General features: G+C 72.5%; 20 protein-coding genes. 9 read left to right on the forward strand and 11 right to left on the reverse strand.

Annotated features, from left to right (window positions below; translation table 11 throughout):
• Positions 1 to 67: 67 nt before the first annotated feature.
• The 3 genes from ccmA to GWK16_RS18705 all read left to right on the forward strand — a co-directional run bounded on the left by ccmA (position 68) and on the right by GWK16_RS18705 (position 1,974).
• Positions 68 to 697 (forward strand): heme ABC exporter ATP-binding protein CcmA, encoded by a 630-nt coding sequence (ccmA, locus tag GWK16_RS18695; RefSeq protein ID WP_170055489.1) that lies wholly within the window; start codon positions 68 to 70, stop codon positions 695 to 697.
• Positions 694 to 1,353 carry a heme exporter protein CcmB gene (gene ccmB / locus GWK16_RS18700; protein ID WP_170055490.1) on the forward strand — a complete coding sequence of 220 codons (660 nt, stop codon included), beginning with the start codon at positions 694 to 696 and terminating at the stop codon, positions 1,351 to 1,353. The genes ccmA and ccmB overlap by 4 nt, the downstream gene beginning before the upstream one ends.
• A 348-nt stretch (positions 1,354 to 1,701) precedes the next feature.
• Positions 1,702 to 1,974, forward strand: a complete 273-nt coding sequence (locus GWK16_RS18705) for a hypothetical protein (RefSeq protein ID WP_170055491.1) — start codon at positions 1,702 to 1,704, stop codon at positions 1,972 to 1,974.
• Between the two features lie 7 nt (positions 1,975 to 1,981).
• On the opposite strand, the gene GWK16_RS18710 is transcribed toward GWK16_RS18705, so the two are convergent.
• On the reverse strand, positions 1,982 to 2,959 hold the full coding sequence (locus tag GWK16_RS18710; RefSeq protein ID WP_170055492.1) for an NAD(P)H-dependent glycerol-3-phosphate dehydrogenase: 978 nt from the start codon (positions 2,957 to 2,959) through the stop codon (positions 1,982 to 1,984).
• Positions 2,960 to 3,042: 83 nt separating this feature from the next.
• The gene (locus GWK16_RS18715; RefSeq protein ID WP_170055493.1) at positions 3,043 to 3,867 is read right to left on the reverse strand and encodes a 23S rRNA (adenine(2030)-N(6))-methyltransferase RlmJ; all 825 of its coding nucleotides are present in this window, start codon (positions 3,865 to 3,867) and stop codon (positions 3,043 to 3,045) included.
• 82 nt (positions 3,868 to 3,949) lie between these two features.
• Between GWK16_RS18715 and GWK16_RS18720 the strand changes: the two genes are divergently transcribed.
• From GWK16_RS18720 to GWK16_RS18730, 3 genes are all read left to right on the forward strand, one after another.
• On the forward strand, positions 3,950 to 5,065 hold the full coding sequence (locus tag GWK16_RS18720) for an alginate lyase family protein (protein WP_170055494.1): 1,116 nt from the start codon (positions 3,950 to 3,952) through the stop codon (positions 5,063 to 5,065).
• Positions 5,066 to 5,221: 156 nt separating this feature from the next.
• Positions 5,222 to 7,408, forward strand: a complete 2,187-nt coding sequence (uvrB, locus tag GWK16_RS18725; RefSeq protein ID WP_170055495.1) for an excinuclease ABC subunit UvrB — start codon at positions 5,222 to 5,224, stop codon at positions 7,406 to 7,408.
• Positions 7,409 to 7,512: 104 nt separating this feature from the next.
• On the forward strand, positions 7,513 to 7,752 hold the full coding sequence (locus GWK16_RS18730) for a hypothetical protein (protein WP_168043387.1): 240 nt from the start codon (positions 7,513 to 7,515) through the stop codon (positions 7,750 to 7,752).
• A 53-nt stretch (positions 7,753 to 7,805) separates the two neighbouring features.
• On the opposite strand, the gene GWK16_RS18735 is transcribed toward GWK16_RS18730, so the two are convergent.
• The 5 genes from GWK16_RS18735 to GWK16_RS18755 all read right to left on the reverse strand — a co-directional run bounded on the left by GWK16_RS18735 (position 7,806) and on the right by GWK16_RS18755 (position 14,475).
• On the reverse strand, positions 7,806 to 8,024 hold the full coding sequence (locus GWK16_RS18735) for a DUF4170 domain-containing protein (RefSeq protein ID WP_170055496.1): 219 nt from the start codon (positions 8,022 to 8,024) through the stop codon (positions 7,806 to 7,808).
• A gap of 73 nt (positions 8,025 to 8,097) precedes the next feature.
• On the reverse strand, positions 8,098 to 8,850 hold the full coding sequence (locus GWK16_RS18740) for a Hint domain-containing protein (protein ID WP_170055497.1): 753 nt from the start codon (positions 8,848 to 8,850) through the stop codon (positions 8,098 to 8,100).
• 247 nt (positions 8,851 to 9,097) lie between these two features.
• Positions 9,098 to 10,897 carry a Hint domain-containing protein gene (locus GWK16_RS18745; RefSeq protein WP_170055498.1) on the reverse strand — a complete coding sequence of 600 codons (1,800 nt, stop codon included), beginning with the start codon at positions 10,895 to 10,897 and terminating at the stop codon, positions 9,098 to 9,100.
• A 592-nt stretch (positions 10,898 to 11,489) separates the two neighbouring features.
• A complete protein-coding gene (gene murJ / locus GWK16_RS18750) occupies positions 11,490 to 13,049 on the reverse strand; it encodes a murein biosynthesis integral membrane protein MurJ (RefSeq protein WP_338144511.1) in 1,560 nt (519 codons plus the stop codon).
• Between the two features lie 313 nt (positions 13,050 to 13,362).
• Positions 13,363 to 14,475, reverse strand: a complete 1,113-nt coding sequence (locus tag GWK16_RS18755) for a glycosyltransferase family 4 protein (protein ID WP_170055606.1) — start codon at positions 14,473 to 14,475, stop codon at positions 13,363 to 13,365.
• 118 nt (positions 14,476 to 14,593) lie between these two features.
• Here GWK16_RS18755 and GWK16_RS18760 point away from each other — a divergent pair, with 118 nt between their 5' ends.
• Positions 14,594 to 15,190, forward strand: coding sequence for a hypothetical protein (locus tag GWK16_RS18760; protein ID WP_170055499.1), 597 nt, complete (start codon positions 14,594 to 14,596; stop codon positions 15,188 to 15,190).
• A gap of 57 nt (positions 15,191 to 15,247) precedes the next feature.
• On the opposite strand, the gene GWK16_RS18765 is transcribed toward GWK16_RS18760, so the two are convergent.
• Together GWK16_RS18765 and GWK16_RS18770 are read right to left on the reverse strand one after the other, a co-directional pair.
• The gene (locus GWK16_RS18765) at positions 15,248 to 15,745 is read right to left on the reverse strand and encodes a L,D-transpeptidase family protein (protein ID WP_170055500.1); all 498 of its coding nucleotides are present in this window, start codon (positions 15,743 to 15,745) and stop codon (positions 15,248 to 15,250) included.
• Positions 15,742 to 16,914, reverse strand: a complete 1,173-nt coding sequence (locus tag GWK16_RS18770) for a GTP cyclohydrolase II (RefSeq protein ID WP_170055501.1) — start codon at positions 16,912 to 16,914, stop codon at positions 15,742 to 15,744. Before GWK16_RS18770 ends, GWK16_RS18765 begins: the two co-directional genes overlap by 4 nt.
• Positions 16,915 to 17,203: 289 nt before the next feature.
• Between GWK16_RS18770 and GWK16_RS18775 the strand changes: the two genes are divergently transcribed.
• Both GWK16_RS18775 and GWK16_RS18780 read left to right on the forward strand, forming a co-directional pair.
• Complete coding sequence (locus GWK16_RS18775) at positions 17,204 to 17,920, forward strand: response regulator transcription factor (protein ID WP_170055502.1); 717 nt, start codon at positions 17,204 to 17,206, stop codon at positions 17,918 to 17,920.
• 72 nt (positions 17,921 to 17,992) lie between these two features.
• Positions 17,993 to 18,379 (forward strand): carboxymuconolactone decarboxylase family protein, encoded by a 387-nt coding sequence (locus GWK16_RS18780; protein WP_168043398.1) that lies wholly within the window; start codon positions 17,993 to 17,995, stop codon positions 18,377 to 18,379.
• A gap of 5 nt (positions 18,380 to 18,384) precedes the next feature.
• On the opposite strand, the gene GWK16_RS18785 is transcribed toward GWK16_RS18780, so the two are convergent.
• On the reverse strand, positions 18,385 to 19,542 hold the full coding sequence (locus GWK16_RS18785) for an MFS transporter (RefSeq protein ID WP_170055503.1): 1,158 nt from the start codon (positions 19,540 to 19,542) through the stop codon (positions 18,385 to 18,387).
• 115 nt (positions 19,543 to 19,657) lie between these two features.
• Positions 19,658 to 21,025, reverse strand: coding sequence for an ammonium transporter (locus GWK16_RS18790; protein ID WP_170055504.1), 1,368 nt, complete (start codon positions 21,023 to 21,025; stop codon positions 19,658 to 19,660).
• Positions 21,026 to 21,035 lie beyond the last annotated feature (10 nt).

Consider the following 21,035-nt stretch of genomic DNA (forward strand, 5'->3'; position numbering starts at 1 on the left):
CTCGCTGGGAGCGGCCTTTCGCGGCCGCGAAACGGCCGCCTTAAAGCATGGCAGCCCGCGGCGGTCCATGGAGTGGGGGACGGTTTTGCCTGATCCGGCCGACGCGGTGCTCACGGCGCGCAACCTGGCCTGCCTGCGCGGGGAACGGGCCGTCTTCGCCGGCCTCGACGTTTCCCTGCCGCAAGGGTCGGCGCTGCTGCTGACCGGCGCCAACGGCGCGGGCAAATCCACGCTGCTGCGGATTCTCGCCGGCCTGCTCCGTCCGGCCGAAGGCGCGGTGCTCTGGCAGGGGGAGGACATCGCCGCCGACCCCGCCGCCCATGCCCACCGCCTGCGCTACCTTTCCCACCAGGACGCGCTGAAGCCGGCGCTGACGGTCGCCGAGAACCTGGCCTTCTTCGCCGCACTGTGGGGCGGCGCCGTCCCCGGCGCGTTGGAGGCCGTGGGCCTCGCGGCACTGGCGGACCTGCCGGCCCGCGTCCTGTCCTCCGGCCAGCGGCGGCGGCTGGCGCTGGCGCGCCTCGCCCTCGCGCCCGCGCCGCTGTGGCTGCTGGACGAGCCGACCACGGGGCTCGACGCCGCCTCGGTCGAGCGCCTGCGGCCCCTGCTTGCCGCGCACCGCGCCGCGGGGGGCATCGTCGTCGCCGCGACCCATATCCCGCTGCCGCTCGCGGATGCGCGGGAGTTCCGCCTGTGAGCGCTTTCCTCGCGCTGCTCGGCCGTGAGATCCGCCTCGCGCTCCGCCACCCCGCCGACACCCTCGCCGCGGTGCTGTTCTTCGTCCTCGTCTGCGCGCTGTTCCCCTTCGGCGTCGGCCCGGCGCCCGAAACCCTGGCGCGGCTGGCCCCCGGCGCGCTGTTCGCCGCGGCGCTGCTCGCCGCGCTGCTGCCGCTCGACCGGCTCTTCGGCGCGGATGCCGAGGACGGGACGCTGGACCAGCTGCTGCTCTCAGGCCTGCCGCGCAGCGGCATCGCCGCGGCCAAGGCGCTCGGCCACTGGATCACCACGGGCCTGCCGCTGCTGGCCGCAACGCCCGTCACCGCAGCCCTGCTCAACCTGCCGACCGATGCCTGGGGCGCCGCGCTGGCCGCGCTGGCGCTGGCCACCGCGCTGCTGTCGCTGCTCGGCACCGTCGGCGCGGCGCTGACGCTCGGCGCGCGGCGGGGGTCGGTGCTGCTGCCGCTGCTGGTGCTGCCGCTCGCCATACCCGCGGTCATCTTCGGCGCGGCGGCGATCGAGGCCGCCGCCGCCGGGCTGTCGCCCTCCCCCTTCCTGCTGCTGCTCGGCGCGGGGGTGTCGCTGGCCCTCCCGCTCGCCCCCTTCGCCGCCGGCGCCGCGCTGACGGCCGAATAGCGCGCTCGACTCGCGCCGCCGCGAGGCGCCGGTCACCGGAACGTGACGCGTCTCAGACGATGCGATGCGCCCCATCCGGTGGTGCTGCGCTTCCCGCGCGCAACGCCGCCACTGCCTTGCAGACGGCCGGTCTCCGCGCGGGGGACGTCCGGGCGCAGGCATGGCGGCGCAACCAGCAGGCACCTACGGCGCCATCGGCACTACCGAGGATCGGTGGCGACGGCGCGAGCAAAGGGTCTACGCCATGATCGATTCGAGGGCGTCATGCCCCGGTCACGCGGGTTCCGATCCCTCCCCGATCCGGAACCTGGCGGCACCTGGACCCATGCGCCCGGAAGGACAGTGACCATGCCTCCTGACACCGACCCCCCCGCCGAGGACGTCATCATCACGCTGCGTCCGGCCGCCGGCGGCGCCAGCACGATCGAGATCGACCGCCTGCGCGACGGTTCCTACCGCGCGACCCACCGGGCCGGGCTGGGTTCGCTCGAGCTCTGCCGCACCGCCGACCTCGAGCGCCTGCTGCGCCAGCTCAACGAAGCCATGCTGACCGGCACGCCGACCAGCTACGTCGCCGCCGTGCGCAACCTGCACGCCTCGGAACTCGCCAAGACCGCCTGAGCCGGCGCTATTCCGCCCGCTGCGGCCGGGCCATCAGCCGCGCCATCGCCTCGGCGACCGTGATGCGGTCCGCGACGAGGTCCGCGACGGCCGCGCAGATCGGCAGTTCGACCTCGACATCCGCCGCCCGCGCGACGATCGCCGGCGCGGTCGCGACGCCCTCCGTCACGCCGGTGCGCTTCGCGAGCACATCCGCCATCCGTTCCCCCCGCCCCAGCGCGACGCCGAGCGAGGTGTTGCGGCTGCCCATGCCGGACGACGTCAGCACCAGGTCGCCCATGCCGGTCAGCCCCGCCGCGGTCTCCGCCCGGCCGCCGAGTCCCACCGCGAGGCGCGACAATTCCGCCAGGCCGCGCGTCACCAGCGCCGCCCGCGCATTCTCCCCCAGGCCCGCCCCGATCACGGCCCCCGCCGCGATGGCGATGACGTTCTTCGCCGCCCCGCCGACCTGCGCGCCGACCGGGTCCTCGCCCGCGTAAAGCCGGAAGGCGGGGGATCCGAGCAGCGCCAGCCCCGCCTCGCGCAGCGCGGGATCCGACGCGGCCACCACCGCGGCCGCCGGCAGGCCGCGCGCAACCTCATGCGCGAAGTTCGGCCCCGACAGCACGCCCGCCGTCGCTCCGGGCCGCACCGCCGCCACCACCTCGAGCGGCAGGCGCAGAGTGGACGCCTCCACCCCCTTGGCACAGACGAGCATCGGCGCGTCGAAGGCCGGCAGGCCCGCCAGCACCCGGCCCAGCGCCTGCGCCGGCACTACCATCAGCACCAGGGCGGCGCCGGACAGCGCCTCCCCAGCGTCGGCGGTGACGCGCAGCGCATCGGGCAACGACGCACCGGGCAGGTAGCGGGTGTTCTCGCGCGCCGCGGCGATCTCGGCCGCGCGCGCAGGGTCGCGGGCCCAGAGGACCACGTCGCGGCCCGCGCGCACGGCCTGCACGGCCAGGGCCGTTCCCCAGGCGCCCGCACCAAGGACGGCAATCTTCATGCGTCGATGCCCGGGGGAGGATGAACCTCCCCCGGACCCCCCTCCCTTCTCTGCGACTCCGCCCTCGCACATGGACACGGCCCTCATTCCGGAACGATCCGGGTCACGGAAACGCCAGCGCCCGGTTCGGTCTCCAGGGTCGCCAGCAGGGCGGACAGGATCTCGGCGGCCGCCGCCTCGAAACCATAGGGCGGGTTCACGACCAGGAGTCCGCTGCCGTTCAGCCGGCGCGGATCGGTCGGCTCGCGCAGCCACATCTCGGCCGCCACGACGTCGCGAACCGGGGAGGCACGCAGCGCGTCATGGAAGTCGCGCACCGGTGCGCGATGCTTCACCGGATACCAGGCGGCGAGGATGCCGGCGCGGAACCGATGGTTCAGTCCGACGATCGCCTCGGCGAGGCGCGCGAACTCCTCCTCCTGCTCGAAGGGCGGGTCCATCAGCACCAGGCCGCGCCGTTCGGGGAATGGCGTCAGGGCGCGGATCGCTTCCCACGCGTCGCGGCGGTGTACCGCCACCTGCCGGTCGCGCGCGAAATGCACCCGCAGCGCGGCATGGTCCTCGGGGTGCAGCTCGCAGCAGGCGAGCCGGTCCTGCGGCCGCAGCGCGGCGCGGATCAGCGCCGGAGAACCCGGATACCGCGACGGAAACCCTTGTTCCCGCAGCGCCGCGACGAAGGGCGCGAGCGGCCCCTCGGTGACGCCCGCAAGCCGCAGCGCCCCGCGCGCCGCCTCCCCGGTCCGCGCCGCCTCCTCTGCCGAGAGGTCGTAGATCCCCCGCCCGGCATGGGTGTCGAGCACGGCGAAGGGCGCCGCCTTGCGCTTCAGCGCGTCGAGGATCGGCAGCAGCAGCGCATGCTTCAGGCAATCCGCGTGGTTGCCGGCGTGGAAGGCGTGTCGGTAGTTCATCGCGCCGCGGTCATCGCGCGATGCGCCGGACAGCGCAACACGGCGGCTCGACCCTGGCTGGCCGCCATGCAAGCCTCGCCCCATGAATCGCCGGGCTCTCCTCGCCGCGACTCTCCTGCCGATCCCGGGAAGCGCCGGGGCGACGACGACACGCCTCGCCGCGCCCTTCGACGTCGCCGCCATCCGGGCCGCCGCCGCTGCGCGCCCGGCCCGCACGCGCGCCTGCGTCGCGCCGCCGCCCCCGGTCACGACCCTACGGAGCGAGCCCTTCTACACCGATGACCGCTTCTCGGTGCCCGACCCGGCGCGGCTTGCGGCCGACACCGCCGCGACGCGCCCGCTGCGCCTCTTCCTCGATGCCGCGCAGCGCGGCGCGGAGGATTGGCTGCGCGGCGCGCCGCCCGATGCCGCCGCCTGCGGCCTCGCTGGCTTGGACGCCTGGGCGCAGTCGGGCGCGCTGCTCGGCGCGTTCAACCGCCAGGCCGGCTATCACCGCAAATGGACGCTCGCCGGCGCCGCCACGGCCTTCCTCGCCATCCGCGATGCGCCGGGCCTCGACCCCGCCTCCATCGCGCGGACCGCCGCGTGGCTCGCCGCCGTCGCGCGGTGCGTGCAGCCGGATTACGAGCGGATCCCGCCGGCCGGCGCCCGGGCCCATTCCTCCCTGAACAATCATGCCACCTGGGCCGGATTCGCCGTTGCCGCGGCCGGCGTCGCCGCGGGCGACCGTGCGCTGCTCGACTGGGGCGTCGCGCGCCTCGCGCTCACCCTCGACCAGGTCGACGCCGCCGGCGCACTGCCACAGGAACGCGCGCGGGGCCGCATGGCGCTGCACTACCACCTCTTCACGCTGCAGGCGCTCGTGCCGCTGCTGCGCCTGGCCGAGGCGAACGGCCAGGGCCTGTCCCGTCGGCAGGACGCGGCGCTCGTCCGTCTCGTCGCGCTGGTCACGGCCTCCATCGTCGATCCCGCCCGCATGGGCGCGTTGGCCGGCGTGGCGCAGGGGCACCTCACCGAGGATCCGCGCTTCGACGAGACGACGCGCTACGCGCGCGACGCCCATGGGCTCGAGGCGCTGCAGGGATGGCGCGCCGATCCGGCACTGGAGCCGCTGCTCGCCCCGCGCCGCCCCTTCCGCCAGTCCTGGATGGGCGGCGACGTCACACTGCTGTGGGGCCCCCGCCGGGGCGCGCCCTGACGCTCGGTCCGACGAGGGCGAGGCCGGTCTACCGGAACTCCGGCAGCGCCGCGCGCAACCGCGCGGCCCGACATGGACGCGGCGGGGATCGGCGGCTGTCGACCGGGATGATCCGAAGCGGTGGCAACCAGGCCCGTTCGGGACCATCTTCCGCCCATGAACCTGATCGCCCCCGGCCCCGTCCTGTTCATGCCCCAGAAGCGCCCGGCCCCCGCGCCGGAGCGCCCGCTCAAGGTCGTCTCCCCTTTCGAGCCGAACGGCGACCAGCCGCAGGCCATCCGCGACCTGGTCGGCGGGCTGGAACAGGGCGAGCGCGACCAGGTCCTGCTGGGCGTGACCGGCTCGGGCAAGACCTTCACCATGGCCAAGGTGATCGAGCACCTGCAGCGCCCGGCACTGGTCCTCGCGCCCAACAAGACGCTGGCCGCGCAGCTCTATGGGGAGATGAAGTCCTTCTTCCCCGACAACGCGGTGGAATACTTCGTCAGCTACTACGACTACTTCCAGCCGGAGGCCTACGTCCCGCGCACGGACACCTATATCGAGAAGGATTCCCAGATCAACGAGCAGATCGACCGCATGCGGCATTCCGCGACGCAGGCGCTGCTCGAACGCAACGACGTGGTGATCGTGGCGTCGGTGTCCTGCATCTACGGTATCGGCTCGGTCGAGACCTATTCCCGCATGGTCGTGAAGCTCGAACGCGGCGGGCGGATCGACCGCGATGCGCTGGTGAAGGGCCTGGTGGAGCAGCAATACCGCCGCAACGACGCCTTCTTCGCCCGCGGCACCTTCCGCGTGCGCGGGGAGAGCGTGGACATCTGGCCATCCCACCTCGACGACCGCGCCTGGCGCGTCTCGCTCTTCGGGGACGAGATTGACGGCATCCGCGAATTCGACCCGCTGACCGGCGAGGTCACCGGCGAGATGGAACGCATCGCCGTCTACGCCAACAGCCACTACGTCACGCCGCGCCCGACGCTCACCCAGGCGATCGCGCAGATCAAGGTGGAGCTGAAGGAACGCCTCGCGCAGCTCGAAGCCGAGGGTAAGCTGCTGGAACGCCAGCGGCTCGAGCAGCGGACCATCTTCGACATCGAGATGATGGAGACGACCGGGTCCTGCAAAGGGATCGAGAACTATTCGCGCTACCTGACCGGCCGCAACCCGGGCGAGCCGCCGCCGACCCTGTTCGAATACCTGCCCGAGAACGCCGTGCTGATCGTGGACGAGAGCCACGTCACCGTGCCGCAGATCGGCGGCATGTATCGCGGCGACTACGCACGCAAGTCGATCCTGTCCGAGTTCGGCTTCCGCCTGCCCTCCTGCACCGACAACCGCCCCCTCAAATTCGAGGAATGGGACGCCTATCGCCCGCAGACCGTCTTCGTCAGCGCGACGCCGGGCGCGTGGGAGATGGAACGCACCGGCGGCGCCTTCGCCGAGCAGGTGATCCGCCCGACCGGTCTGGTCGATCCCGTCTGCGAGATCCGCCCCGTCGAGGGCCAGGTGGACGACCTGCTCGCCGAATGCCGCGAGGTCGCGAAGAAGGGCGGGCGCGTGCTGGTCACGACGCTGACCAAGCGCATGGCCGAGGACCTCACGGAATACATGACCGAGGCCGGCATCCGCGTGCGCTACCTGCACAGCGACGTGGACACGCTCGAGCGCATCGAGATCATCCGCGACCTGCGCAAGGGCGTCTTCGACGTGCTGGTGGGCATCAACCTGCTGCGCGAGGGCCTCGACATCCCCGAATGCGCGCTGGTCGCGATCCTCGATGCCGACAAGGAAGGCTTCCTGCGCAGCACGACCTCGCTGATCCAGACCATCGGCCGCGCGGCGCGCAACGCGGAAGGGCGCGTGGTGCTCTACGCCGACACCATGACCAACTCGCTGCGCAACGCGCTGGGCGAGACCGAGCGCCGCCGCGCCAAGCAGCAGGCCTGGAACGCCGAGCACGGCATCACCCCCCAGACCATCCGGCGCGAGATCGCCGACGTGCTGAAGGATGTCAGCCAGGGCGACTACATCACCGTCGATGCGGTGGAGGGCGAGGAGGAGACGAACTTCGTCGGCAAGGACCTCCGCGCCGCGATCGCCGACCTCGAGCGCAAGATGCGCGCCGCCGCGGCCGAGCTGGAATTCGAGACCGCCGCGCGGCTGCGCGACGAGATCAAGCGGCTCGAGGCGCTGGACCTCGGCCTCGAGCCGAACCTCGCGGGCCGGTCGTTGCAGGAAGCGACGCCGCGCGCCGACTGGCGCCCCAAGCCGATGGGCCCGGGCGGCGGCGGCTACGACCCGAAGAAGGTCAAGGGCGGACGCAAGCGCAAAGGTCCCTGACGGAGTTGTGAATCCTGTGGCGGCCTCCGCCCAGGTCCTGCCTGATCGCCGCCACACGCGGGGGCTGCACTGACCGCATCGATTGCAATGCCAGGAGGCATCAGATGCGCCCCTCCCGTCTGCGGCTCGCTGCCGCACTTCTTCTCGGTCTCGGCCTCGCGGCCTGCGCGGATCCGGTCGGCCAGCGCGCCCTGGTCGGCGGCGGCATCGGCGCGGCCGGCGGCGCCGGCATCGCGGCGCTGACCGGCGGCTCGCCGCTCGCCGGCGCGGCCATCGGCGGCGCGGGCGGCGCGGCGATCGGCGCGCTGACCGCCCCCCGCCAGCCGCGCGGCTACTACTACTGATCCGGTGCGGCCTCCGGCGGGATGCTCATCCCGCCGGAGCGACCGGCGGCCTGTCAGGCTGCCGCGGCGCCCGCGGGACGCGGGACCTCCAGCACGAACAGGCGATGCTGCGCCGAATCGACCATCCGGCGCGTCTCGTCGCGCCACACGCGCTCGGCGGTCGCGGCGTCGTGGTAGGGGCCGAAGCACTGCTCCGTCCCGGCTTCCAGGTCCTGCCAGGTCGAATCCGTGAAGATCCCACCCCAGACGAAATAGAGCCTACGTGCTGCCATGCCGGCCTCCTCGAAATCGGGCGGACCATAGCGCGCTTGTGCTGCGCCGCAACATGACCTCCCGCAAGGGTGGTCAGGCGGACCGGAGCCGCGCCGGCGCATCGCGCAGGCCCGCCGCCCGCGACAGGAGGCGGGCCCGGATGCGGCCAAGAGCCTCGCCTCCGGTGACCACCGGCAGGCACGCCCCCGGACCCCGCCGCGCCTTGGGGCCGTCGGCGCTGAAATCCTTGAAGAGCACCGTGATGCCGTGGTTGTCGAACTGCGCCCGATTGCCGTCGTCGAGGTAGGATTCCGCCACCACGCCGTCCGACACCAGCAAGGCGTGCGCGGGCAGTTCGACATGCCAGTAGGTGACCGCGGGGCACCACAGTTCCTGCACGATGGATGTGCCGGTCACCAGCAGCCCCGCCGGCACCAGGCAGCCCTCGAGATGAATGCCGTGATCGGGCGAGACGCGAAGAGGGCGGTGCGGCATGCCCTCGCCGAGCGCGTCCGTGCCGATCAGCACGGGCGCGACCGCGCGCGGATCCCGGTGCCGCGCCACGTCGATGCGGCTGTGGCCCATCCAGATCACCGGCTGCAGCGATGCCCCCCCGAGTGCCGTCACGACGAGGTCCCCGGCCCGCAACCGCTCGACCGGCACTTCCCCCTGCGCCGTGGCGATGAGCGTGCCGGCGGCGAAGCAGGGAACGCAGCCCGGCTTCGGCGAGTCCTCCGCCGCGCCTGCCGCCATGGAGGATGCGGCGCGTGCGATGCCGGACGGCGCGTCGATCGGCGCGAGGCGCCGCGGACCGAAACCGTCGGGCATGATCGACCGTTCCGGCATGTCCCGCTCCTCCGCCAATGCCTGCCGAACCATCGCCTGGCGCGCCGCGGTTCAGGGGCTTGGGTGGGGACCGGAAGGCCCGCCGACAGCGGCACGTGGCACGGCCAGGACGGCGGCGAACCTACCGTTTCGGCCGCGGCGGCCGACCATCACATTGGCGTAGCGGTCGACCGCAGCACCGTGATGAGGAAGGGGCGGGCCCCTTCCGGAACCCGCCCCCGCCCGCTGTGGATGGTGAAGGCCCGGCTCAGGCGCTGCGGCGGGCCTCGGTCGCCGTCTTGGCCGGCGCCTCGGCGCGCTGCGCGAGCCGCGCGCGGATGCGGTCGAGCGCCTCGTCGCCTTCCTCCAGGACCGGCCGGCAGGCCTGCGCCGCGTAGCGGCCATTGGCGCGTTCGGATGCGAAGTCCTTGAACAGCGTCGTGATGCCGTAGTTGTCGAACTGCTTGCGGTTGCCGTCGTCGAGGTAGGATTCCGACACCGCGCCTTCCGACACGACGAGCCCATGCGCGGGCAGCTCGACATGCCAGTAGGTCACCTCCGGGCACCACAGCTCCTGGATGATCGTCGTCCCGTTCACCAGGCGGCCCGCCGGCACCAGGTAACCGTCGACGAACATGCCGTGGTCGGGGGAGACGCGCAGGTCGCGGTGCGGCACGCCCTCGCCGAGCGCGCCGGCCTTGATCAGCACCGGCGCGATGCGGCGCGGATCGGGGTGGCGCGCGATGTTGGCGCGGCTGTGGCCGATCCAGACCACGGGCTGCAGCGCCGGCCCGCCCTGGGCGGTGACGAGCAGGTCGCCCACGCGCAGATCCTCGACCGCGACCTCGCCGCGCGCGGTCGCGATCAGGGTGCCGGTGGTGAAGCAGGGTTCCCCATCCGGCGGCTGCACATAGTAGCTGCCGCTGATGATCCGGTTCGGGCTGTTGTCGAAGGAGACGGAGTCGACCCCGTTCACGACGAAGCCGCCATTGGCGCCGGTCTTGTAGACGGTCCAGCCGCCGCCCAGGGTGTCGCCGGTCTTCAGGGAGCCCCAGACAAGGCCGTTCGACCCGCCGAGCGTGCTGTCCATGCCCTGGATGTAGACGGAGTCGTTGCCGCCGCCGGTGTTGATCGTGTCAACGCCGGTGTTGGTGGTGATGTAGTAGATGTCGGTGCCGTTGCCGCCGAAGATCAGGTCGTTGCCCGTGCCGCCTTCGATGGTGTTGACGCCGGTGCCCGCGCGGATCGTGTCGTTGCCGGCACCGCCCTGCAGCAGGTCGTCGCCCGGCCCGCCGACCAGGCTGTCGTCGCCGGCATTGCCGGTCAGACGATTGGTGCCGAGGCCGCCGATCAGCGTGTCGTTGCCGGCATTGCCGAACAGCGTGTCGTTGCCGGCGCCGCCGTCGATGTAGTCGTTGCCGCCGAGGGTGTCGTTCGTCCCGTCGTCGCCGATGATGCGGTCGTCACCGAACCCGCCGAGGATCGAGTCGGCACCATAGCCCCCGACCAGCGTGTCGTTGCCGACTTCGCCGAGGAGGGTGTCATTCCCGGCCTCGCCGTCGGCATAGTCGTTGCCGTCGCTGAGCGACACGCTGTCGTTCCCGCCTCCCGCCAGGATGGTGTCGGCGTTGGTGCTGCCGGTCAGCGTATCGTTCTGGTTGGACCCGATGATCCCCTCGATGCCGCTCAGGGTGTCGCCCTGCGCGTCGCCGCCGGTGCCCGCGCCCGTCGCCAGGTTGACGTTCACGCCCGCGGAGGAGGTGCTGTAGTCGACGAAGTCGGTGTTGTTGCCGCCGACGAGGCTGTCGGCGCCCGGTCCGCCGGCCAGCGTGTCGTTGCCGTCGCCGCCGACCAGCGTGTCGTTGCCGGCCCCACCCAGGAGGCTGTCGTTGCCGGTCAGGCCGCCGATGTAGTCGTTCCCGTCATTGCCGAGGAGCGTGTCGTTGCCGATGTTGCCGGCCAGCGTGTCGTTGCCGGCGAGACCATCGGCATAGGCCCCGTTCACCGTTGCCGTGAACTGATCGTTGCCGGTCGTCGCACCAGGCCCGGGAGTCCAGGTTCCGGACATGCGTCTCTCCTATCGCGAAGGCTGGCCCGGGCGTGGGGCCCGCGGCGCGTTGAAAACGGCGAAAGCCGCCGAGGGGACGAAGCCCCGCGGACGGCACGACGGCGGCGCCATCGCGGGCATCGGCCCGCGACGCGGCGTCAGGTCATGGCCTGGGTGTGGTCGGCCGCCTCGGCCTCGGCCGCCCTTGGCGGCCGGGCGACGTCCGCCGGCGGTGCGTCGGGCCGGCGGCCTCGCCGCCCTGCCCCGCGCTTCCGTCCCGGCCGGGCCGGGGCCGGCGGCGGCATCCGGCGGATCCGCGTCATCGATCAGGGCGACCGGCGCTTCGACGGGACGGGCGAGCCCGGCCGCCGGCGCCAGGGCGAAGACCCCGCCGCGCAGCCCGCCGCGCGTCGCGGCCCGCAGGCTGCGCCGCATGCCGCCCGCCATCGGCGCGCAGGCGGCCTGGCGGAGCAGGCCGAGCCCGCCCTCCATGCTTCCCTGCAGATGCCGTGCGACGACGATCACGCGAACGAAACCCCTGGACGATTCACCAATCAGTCAATGACTAGCCCGCGAGCTCACGATTCCGCAAGCGGATTCACAAATCTGTCAGTCAGGCGGATTTTTGAGACGGCGCGCGCCGGCGGCGCAGCATCCCGACCATCTCGCGGAGGTCGAAGGCGTCGATCGCCGTCCCGATCGCGAGGAAAACCGCGCCTCCGGCAGCGATGAGGGCTGCGGCCACCGCCGCCCGTCCGAACGGCCCCGCCCCTGCCGGCAGGACCCAGGCGAGCGCCAGGACCGCCGCCCCCATGATCACGGCGGTCGTGAGGATGCGCGGCGCCCGCCGTCGCGTCCGACGGTCCGCGACATACTGCCCGCGCCGGATCAGCAGCCAGGCGAGCAGCCCCGCATTCGCCCAGGCCGCCAGCGCGGTCGAGAGCGCGACGCCCACATGCTGCAGCGGCCCCATCAGCACCAGGTTCAGCCCCAGATTCAGCGCCACGGCCAACAGGCCGACCTTGACCGGCGTCGCCGTGTCCCCCCGCGCGAAGAAGCCGGGGGCGAAGACCTTCACCAGCACGAAGGCCGGCAGGCCGAAGGCGTAGGCCACCAGGGCGGCCGCGCTCGCCGCCGCTTCCGCCGACCCGAAGGCGCCGCGCAGGAACAGCGCCCCGATGATCGGCCCCGCCGCCACGGCGAGCCCGACGGCCGCCGGCACGGTCAGCAGCAGGGACATCTCGAAGGCCCGGTTCATCGACCGATGCGCCGACAGCGGCTGCCCGGCGCGCAATTGCCGCGACAGCAGCGGCAGCAGCGCCGTCCCCACCGCCACGCCGATCACGCCCAGCGGCAGCTGCGCGACCCGGTCCGCGTAATAGAGGAAGGAGATGGCGCCCGAAGGCAGCAGCGAGGCGATGATGATGTCGACCGCCAGGTTCAGCTGCACCACGCCGGCGCCGATCACGCCGGGCACCATGCGCTTCAGCACCAGGCGCACTTCCTCGGTGATCGCGGGCAGGCGCAGGATGTGCAGCGCCATCCCCGCCCGCGCCGTCGCCCACAGGACCAGCGCCAGTTGCGCGATGCCGGACGCCGTGACGCCCCAGGCCAGCGCATGCCCGGGCGTGGCGACATAGGGCGTGAGGAAGAGCAGCGCCGCCATCGAGATCAGGTTGAAGAAGATCGGCGCCGCCGCCGCCGCCGCGAAGCGGTCGAGCCCGTTCAGCACTCCGCTCACCAGCGCCGTGAGACAGATGAAGAGCAGGTAGGGGAAGGTGATGCGCGTGAGCTCGACGGCCAGCGCGAACTTCGCCGGGGTGTCCGCGAAGCCGGGCGCCAGCACGCTCATCAGCTGCGGCATGAAGATCATGCCGACCAGCACCAGCATGCCCAGCCAGATCGACATCAGCGCGCCCATCCGTTCGGCGAGCGCCTGCGCGCTGGCCTTGCCCTCGGCCGCGAGCGTTCCCGCGAAGGCGGGGACGAAGGCGGCGTTGAAGGCGCCCTCGCCGAACAGCCGCCGGAACAGGTTGGGCAGCTTCAACGCGACGAAGAAGGCATCCGCCACGGGCCCGGCGCCGAGGCGCGAGGCGATCAGCATGTCGCGGGCGAAGCCGAGGATGCGGCTCGCCATGGTCCAGGACCCGACGGTGAGGACCGAGCGGATCACGGGCAGGGCGCAGGGCGGGGCATGGGCGCGGCATGCCCCCGCTTCGGGGCGGAAGCAAGGCGCCCGTCAACGGCGCGGAAAGGGCGGGGGCGCATCATGGCGGGGATGGGACACCTTCTCCTGCAGATCGCGGTCAGCGCGGGGCTGTTGCTGGTCGCGGGCCTCTGGCCGCCACCGGCCGTGGCGCCGCACCAGACGCGGCTGCTGGCCGCGATACCGCCCCCCGCGCGGCCGCCGGCCGTGGCGCCGGATTCCGCCCGGCTTTCGGCCGCGACGTCGGACCCCACGCGGCTCTTGGCCGCGACGCCCGGCATCACAGGCCCAGCAGGTCCAGGGTCCGGCCGATGACCTTGGCCTCGTCGAAGCGGTCCAGCGCCCGCGCCCGGCCCGCCGCGCCCATCCGCGCCCGCAGCGCCGGGTCGGCGGCCAGGCGGGACAGGGCCGCGCCCAGCGGCGCGTCCTGCATCGGCGGCACCAGGTAGCCGGTCTCGCCGTCCACCACCTGCTCGCGCGGGCCGCGCGTGTCCGTCGCGACCACCGGCAGGCCGGTCATCATCGCCTCGATCACGCTCATCGGCAGGCCCTCGAAATGGGAGGGCAGGCAGAAGACGTCGGCGGCCGCGAGGATCCGTCCCACATCGTGGCGGTAGCCCAGCCGTCGGATCCGCCGCCCCATCGCCGCCTCGGCGCGGGCGAAATGCGGCTCGAGGTCCTCCCCATGGTCCGAGGCGAGCCGTTCGCCCACCACCCAGAGCACGGCATTGGGCGGCGTCGCCTCCATGGCGCGGAGCAGTTCCGGATGCCCCTTGTGGCGCACCAGGCGGGAGACGATGACGACGACGCAGTCACCCTCCGCCGCGCCGAGTTCCGCGCGGATCGCCGCGCGCGCCTCGGCATCCGGATGGTAGATCGCGGGGTCCCGCCCGTTCAGCACCGCCACCGCATCGCGATGGATGCCGAGGCGCCGCGCATCGGCCGCCTCCTCCTCGCTGACCGTGAGGAAGACGTCGGTCATCCGCCCCCCGATCTGCTCGAGCCGCAGCGAGAGCTGCCGCCGCCACCACGGTCCGGGCTGGTTGAACAGGAAGCCGTGGCAGGTATAGGCGATGCGCGGCACGCCCGCGGCCTTCGCCGCCGCTCGCCCCAGCAGCCCGCTGATCGGCATGTGCGCGTGGACCAGGTCGAACTTCTCCCGCCGGAACAGGTCGACCAGCGCGCGGAAGGCACGGCCCTGTGGCACCGGGTTGAGGCTGCGCGCCATCGGCACCGTCTCGATCCGGAACCCCTCGGTGCGGGGGATGTCGAGCAGCGGCCCCTCGGCGCAGACGCCGACCACCTCATGCCCGCGCGCCCGGGCGCCGCGCATCACCGGCAGCAGGAAATGCCGCAGGGAGAAGTCGACATTGGTGATCTCGCAGATCTTCATGCCGGCGGGATTAGGCGGTTTCGCGTCGCGGGGGAACGCGTCGGGCGCGCTGAAATGGATCATCGGCAGACCCCCGCCCGCCGTCGCACACTCTGCCCGCGATCCACGGAGGCATGCCATGGCTGGTCCGGGTACGGGGCAACGCAAGGCCCCCACGCTGCAGGGCGGCGCGATCGAGGACCTCGTCCGATCCCGCCTGAAGGTGCTGCTGCCGCAGTCGAAGGGCGACCAGCGGGAACGCGGCGGCACGGTCCACCGCCACAACCAGTCGGGCCTCCTCGGCTATGTCGAGTTCGAACCCGGGACGCATGAGAATATCGACCTGGGCTTCAACAAGGACAGGCTCGGCCGCTACCTGAAGCCCAACCGCGGCTGCCCGGCCAATACGACGCCGGTCGCCTTCTACCACACCCATGGGCGGGACGATTCGAAGCTGCCGCCCGGCGCCCGCCGCGCCGGCCCCGCCGACATCAGCGACGAGGACATGCGCGTCGCGACCGAGGAGCAGCTCGTGGCCTACGTCGCCCTGGATGACGGCCGCTGGAAGCGCTTCACGCCGGTGGTGCTCGAGGCGCAGACCGGGACCATCGAACGCGAGATCGACGGCCAGACAGTCAGCGTCCCCTACCGCGCGCTGCCGGCCTTCGACGATCAGGGCCGGGAATACTGGCGCCTCGGCAAGAACGACTTCATGAACGGCAACCTGCTGCGCTGAAGCTCCGCGCGGCGGCGGCGGCTGAGAGCCAGGCCGGCCCCATCGACCAAGGCCTGCTCAGCCGGCGACCTCGATCGCGGTGAGCCCGGCCCCGAGCAGGCGGCGCAGCTCCGTCTCGGGCAGCGCCACGCAGCCTTCGGTCGGCGCCAGGTCCGGCCGCGCGACATGCAGGAAGATCGCGCTGCCGCGCCCGCGCCGGACCGGCGTATCGTTCCAGCCCAACACGCCGATCACGTCGTAGACCGCATCATCCCGCCACAGCCGCTCGTGGCGGCCCGGATGCGGCAGGCGCACGGCCCTGTTGTAGTCGGCATGGGCCGGGTCGTCGCACCAGCCATCCTCGGGCGCGATCGGTTCGGCCGGCACCGCGCAGCGCGGCCGCGGCCCGCGATCCGCCCGCCACAGCACGCGGCGCAGCGGCAGCAGGCCGACGGGCGTCGCCCCGTCCCCTTCCTGCTTGTCGGTCCGGATGCCGCCCTTGCCCAGGGCGCAGCGCAGCGTCTCGCCGCGGAAGCGCAGCAGCCCGTCCGGGGTGACCCGGGCGGTGCCGCTCATTCGGGCAGCAGGTGGCCGAAGCGCAGCGCCTTGGTCTTGAGGTAGCCGTCATTGACCCCGTTGGGGTCGAAGACATGCGCCTCGCGACCCAGGACCTCGATGCCGCAGGCCGCGAGCCCCTCGATCTTGTCGGGGTTGTTGGTCAGCAGGCGCACCCGCTCGACGCCCACGGCGCGCAGCATGGTCGCGGCAACGAGGAAGTTCCGCTCGTCCGCCCCGTAGCCCAACGCCCGGTTGGCATCGAGCGTGTCGAGACCCTGGTCCTGCAGCGTGTACGCCCGCAGCTTGTTCACCAGGCCGATGCCGCGCCCTTCCTGCGCCAGGTAGAGCAGGACGCCGCCCGCCGGATCCTGCGCCATGCGGGCGATCGCCCCGCGCAGCTGCGGCCCGCAGTCGCAGCGCAGGCTGCCCAGCAGGTCGCCGGTGAAGCATTCCGAATGGGCGCGCACCAGCGGCGCGCCGCCCTCGGCCGCCGTCTTCTCGGGCGTGCCGATCAGGATGGCGAGATGCTCGATGCCGCCATCCGCCGCGCGGAACGCGACGATCCGCGCCTCCGCCGCATCCTCGAGCGGGACGCGCGCCTCCGCGACACGGGCGAGGCTCGAGGCCGCCGAAACCGGGTACCCCAGCACCTCCGACGCCTGCACGCTCAGTAGGCCGAGGCGGGCGGCCGCGGCTTCCGTCGCCGGCGCGGCGACGAGCGCCGGCAGCAGCCGTCCGAGCTTCGCAAGCGCGATCGCCGCCTGCGCCAGCGCCGGAGCGGCCACCCGCTCGGGCTGTTCGGGCAGCAGCCGCTCCGCCACCGGGTCGGCCAGGCTGCGAAGCGCCTCGGGCGCGAGCAGCGCGGGCGGGAGGCGCAGGGCGACGGCCCCTTCCTCCTCCGCGGCATGCGGCACCGGGCGCTGCAGCACGGCGGCGGCGCGCACGGGCGCGAGCAGCAGGATGGGCGCGGCCAGCGCCGCGTCGGCGAGTTCGGCCAGGCCCCGGCCGCCCACGGTTTCCGCCACCACCACCACCAGGCACCCATCCGGACCCGCCAGGACGACCGGCGTGCCCCGACGCAGGTCCGACACGGCGCGATGCACGTTGCGCAGAGCGAGAACAGACGGATCCATGGTGGCGGCAAACTTCACGATCTGCTGGGCGGCGCTGGGACCGGGAGGCGTCATCGTCTGGCGTTCCATTCCTTGCTTCCATGGCGCGCGCCGATTGTGGCGTGCCCATGGCACCACGCGGCGGGGCGGAACAACGCCTGCCCACATGCCACCGCGATGTGGTACGCACTTGCCCATCGTCCAGATGCACGAAAAATCAATCACAGGTCCGCGATTCGCGGCGGAATGTTACATGATGTCTGGCAGATTGCGGCGCGAGCAGCCATACATCTGCCAAGGGGAATGCAAGCCTGCCAGTATCGGGTTCGCATCGCTGGATTTCTGATGTGGGGGATAGCTGAGCATGACCGGCCCGCGCCCGGTACTCATCGTGGACGACGATCCGGCACTGCTGGCGACACTGGCCGAACAGCTGGCGCTCGAGGGCGAATTCGCCATCACCGAGGCCGGCACCTTGGCCGAAGCCGATGCCAAGCTCGGCACCGAGGGCGCCCGCTTCGACCTCGTCCTGCTCGACATCCGGCTCCCGGACGGCGACGGACGGGATTTCTGCGCCCGCATGCGCCGCCTCGGCCTGCGCATGCCGGTCATCATGCTGACCGGGTCGGACAGCGAATCGGACATCGTCAGCGGCCTCGACGCCGGGGCCAACGACTACATCGCCAAGCCGTTCCGGCTGAACGAGCTGCTGGCGCGCATGCGCGCCCAGCTCCGCGGCTACGACAGCAGCGAGGACGCGGTCTTCAAGGTAGGACCCTATCTGTTCCGCCCCGCGGCCAAGCAGCTGCACGACGCGGCGCGCAACAAGCGGATCCGCCTGACCGAGAAGGAAGCGGCGATCCTCAAGTTCCTCTATCGCGCGGGCGGCCGGCCGGTGCCGCGCAACGTCCTGCTGAACGACGTGTGGGGCTACAACAGCAACGTCACGACCCATACGCTCGAGACGCACATCTACCGCCTGCGCCAGAAGATCGAGCCCAACCCGGCCGAGACCCGCATCCTGCTGACGGAAGCGGGCGGCTATCGGCTCGACCAGGCGACCGAGGCCGAGGGCGGCTGAACCCCGGCGGGCGCCGGGACAGGCCGGCGCCCCGCTGCCATCATGACCCCTCCAGCCATTGCGGAGGGGACCATGACCCGCCTGATCGACCACGCCGACGCGCCGCCCGAGGTCCGGGCGGTCTATGACGACATCAAGGCCCGGCGCGGCGTCCCGGACGTGAACAACTTCTGGAAGGCGCTCGCCATCCACCCGCCGACGCTCGCCCGCACCTGGGAGAGCCTGAAGGAGGTGATGGCCCCCGGCGCGCTCGACCCGCTCACCAAGGAGATGCTCTACCTCGCCGCCTCCGCGGCGTCGGGCTGCACCTACTGCATCGCGTCCCACACCGCGGCGGCGAAGGCGAAGGGCATGACGGAGGCGATGCATGGCGAGTTGCTCGCGGTGATCGCCATGGCCGCCGAGACCAACCGCCTGGCCGAGGCGCTGCGCGTGCCGGTCGACCCGGCCTTCGAATAACCCTGCTACGCGGCCGCGGCCCGCCCGCGCATCGCCGCCGCATAGACGCCGAGCGCGGTGACGCAGACGGCGAGGAACCCCGCGGCGGTCAGCAGCGGGGCCGCCGGCGCCCCGGTCAGGTCGCGCACGAAGCCCGCGAAGGGCGGCAGCAGCGCGAGGCCGAGGTAGAACAGCGTGTAGTGCACGCCCATGCCGAAGGCCCGGCTGCCGGCCGACAGCGCGCGGCCGGCGAAGGCCATGATCAGGCTCGAGGGTGGGGCCGCCAGCAGGCCGAAGGCCGGCAGGGTCAGCCAGGCCGGCGCACCGGCCGCGGTCGCCGCGAGCGCGCCGACCATGCCCAACAGGCACAGCACGCAGACCAGCATCGGCCGGCCGAGCCGCTCCGCGATCGCCCCGCCCATCGGCTGCAGCGGCAGGATGGAAAAGCCGATCAGCGAGGCGAGCGCCCCGGCCTCGGCACGGCTGAGCCCCTGCGCCACCAGGAAGGCGGGCGTGAAGCCCACCGCCACGGCGAAGGAGGCGTTGTAGCCCGCCCAGACCACGCCGAGCGCGAGCAGCGGCCGCCATTCCTCGCGCAGCAGCCACATGCGCCGCTGCGTCGCCGCCTGCGGCCCGCCGCCCTGCACGGTCAGCATCACCAGCACGAACGCGAGCGAGCAGAATCCCGCCGACAGCCACAGACCCGTCCGCCAGTCCTGCCCCAGCATCGGCAGCACCAGCAGCGCAAGGCCGATGCCGAAGGGCCAGGCCATCAGCATCATGCCCATCGCCAGCGCGACCGCAGCACCGCTGAATCGGTCGAGCACCATCTTCGCCCCGGCGATGGTCAGCAGCGCGCCGCCCACGCCCGAGACGAGCCGCCCGGCGACGGCCGCGGTGAAGTCCGGCGCCAGCGCGAGCACCGCGCCCCCCAGCGCCATCAGCCCCACGCCGCCCAGCAAGACGACGCGGTCACCGAAGCGCGCCAGCAGCCAGCCGGCCGGCAGGGCGACGAAGACGCCGGCCAGCGAATAGGTGCCGATCAGGGTGCCGAGCGCCGCCCAATCCGCGACCAGGCTGCCGATCAGCAGCGGCCCGAGCGCGCCGACCACCTGCAGCTGCGCGCCCATCGAAACCCGCGCCAGGGCCAGCACCCCGACGTCGCCCCAACGTCCAAGACTCATGCGGCGCTGCTTATGCGTCGCGGTGCCGGGCGACAATGGGGCAGCGGACGGAAATGGGGCGCGACGGATGTCCCGCCGCGCCCCGTCTTCCGTCACCCGCCGAAGCAGGCCGCGTTCAGTTGATGCGCTCGCCGTGCATCGTCACGTCGAGGCCCTCGCGCTCCTCTTCCTCGCTCACGCGCAGGCCGATCACCACGTCGGTGATCTTGAGGATGATGAAGGTCGCCACCGCGGTGAAGACGATCGTCGCGCCGACCGCGATGCACTGCTTGATGAACTGCTCCATCCCGCCCGGGCTGCCGTCCGGCGCGGCCGTCGTCGCCGACAGCGGCCCGTAGGAGAGGAAGCCGACCAGCAGCGCGCCGACGATGCCGCAGATGCCGTGCACGCCGAAGGCGTCGAGGCTGTCGTCGTAGCCGAGCGCATGCTTGAGCGCGGTCGCGCCCCACAGGCCCGCGAGACCCGCGACCAGGCCGATTATCAACGCCGCGCCCGGCAGCACGAAGCCCGCCGCCGGGGTGATGGCGACCAGGCCCGCCACCGCGCCCGAGATCGCGCCGAGCACCGAGGGCTTCCCCTTGATCATCCACTCCGCGAAGGTCCAGGACAGCACCGCGCCGCCGGCCGCGATCTGCGTGACAAGCATCGCCATGCCCGCGCGCCCGCCGCCCGAGGACCCGGCCGAACCGGCATTGAAGCCGAACCAGCCGACCCACAGCAGCGACGCGCCGATCACCGCGAGGCCGAGGTTGAACGGCGCCATGTTCTCGGTGCCGTAGCCCACGCGCTTGCCCAGCACGATCGCCGCGACCAGGCCCGCCACGCCGGCATTGATGTGCACCACGGTGCCGCCCGCGAAGTCGAGCGCGCCGAGGCCGAACAGCCAGCCATTCGGATGCCAGACCCAATGCGCGATCGGGCTGTAGACCAGCAGCGACCACAGCGTCACGAACATCACCAGCGCCGAGAACTTCATGCGGTCCGCCACCGCGCCGGTGATCAGCGCCGCGGTGATGATCGCGAAGGTCATCTGGAACATCAGGAAGACGGATTCGGGGATGGTGAAGGCCACCGCCCCGTCGCCCGTGCCGAGCGTGAAGGGCTTGTCCCAGTTCTCCGACAGGCCCGAGAGCAGGACCTTCGAGAAGTCGCCGACATAGGCCGAGTAGGTGCCGCCCTCGCCGAAGGCGATCGAGTAGCCCGCCACCATCCAGATCACCGTCACCAGGGCGGTGATGAAGAAGGACTGCATCATGGTGGCGAGCACGTTCTTCTTGCGGACCATGCCCGCGTAGAAGAGCGCGACGCCCGGCACCGTCATCATCAGCACGAGCGCGGTGGAGGTGAGCATCCAGGCGGCGTCGCCGGTGTCCACCTTGGCGTCTTCCGCCATCGCGGGCATCGCCGCGAGCATGAGGGTGGCCGCGGCCAGGCCGCAGCGCGCGAAGATGCGCTTCACTGTCGTCAGGTCCTTTCCGGTCATGGGGCGGCGC

It is taken from the genome of Neoroseomonas marina (assembly GCF_012927745.1).
GTDB lineage: Bacteria > Pseudomonadota > Alphaproteobacteria > Acetobacterales > Acetobacteraceae > Neoroseomonas > Neoroseomonas marina.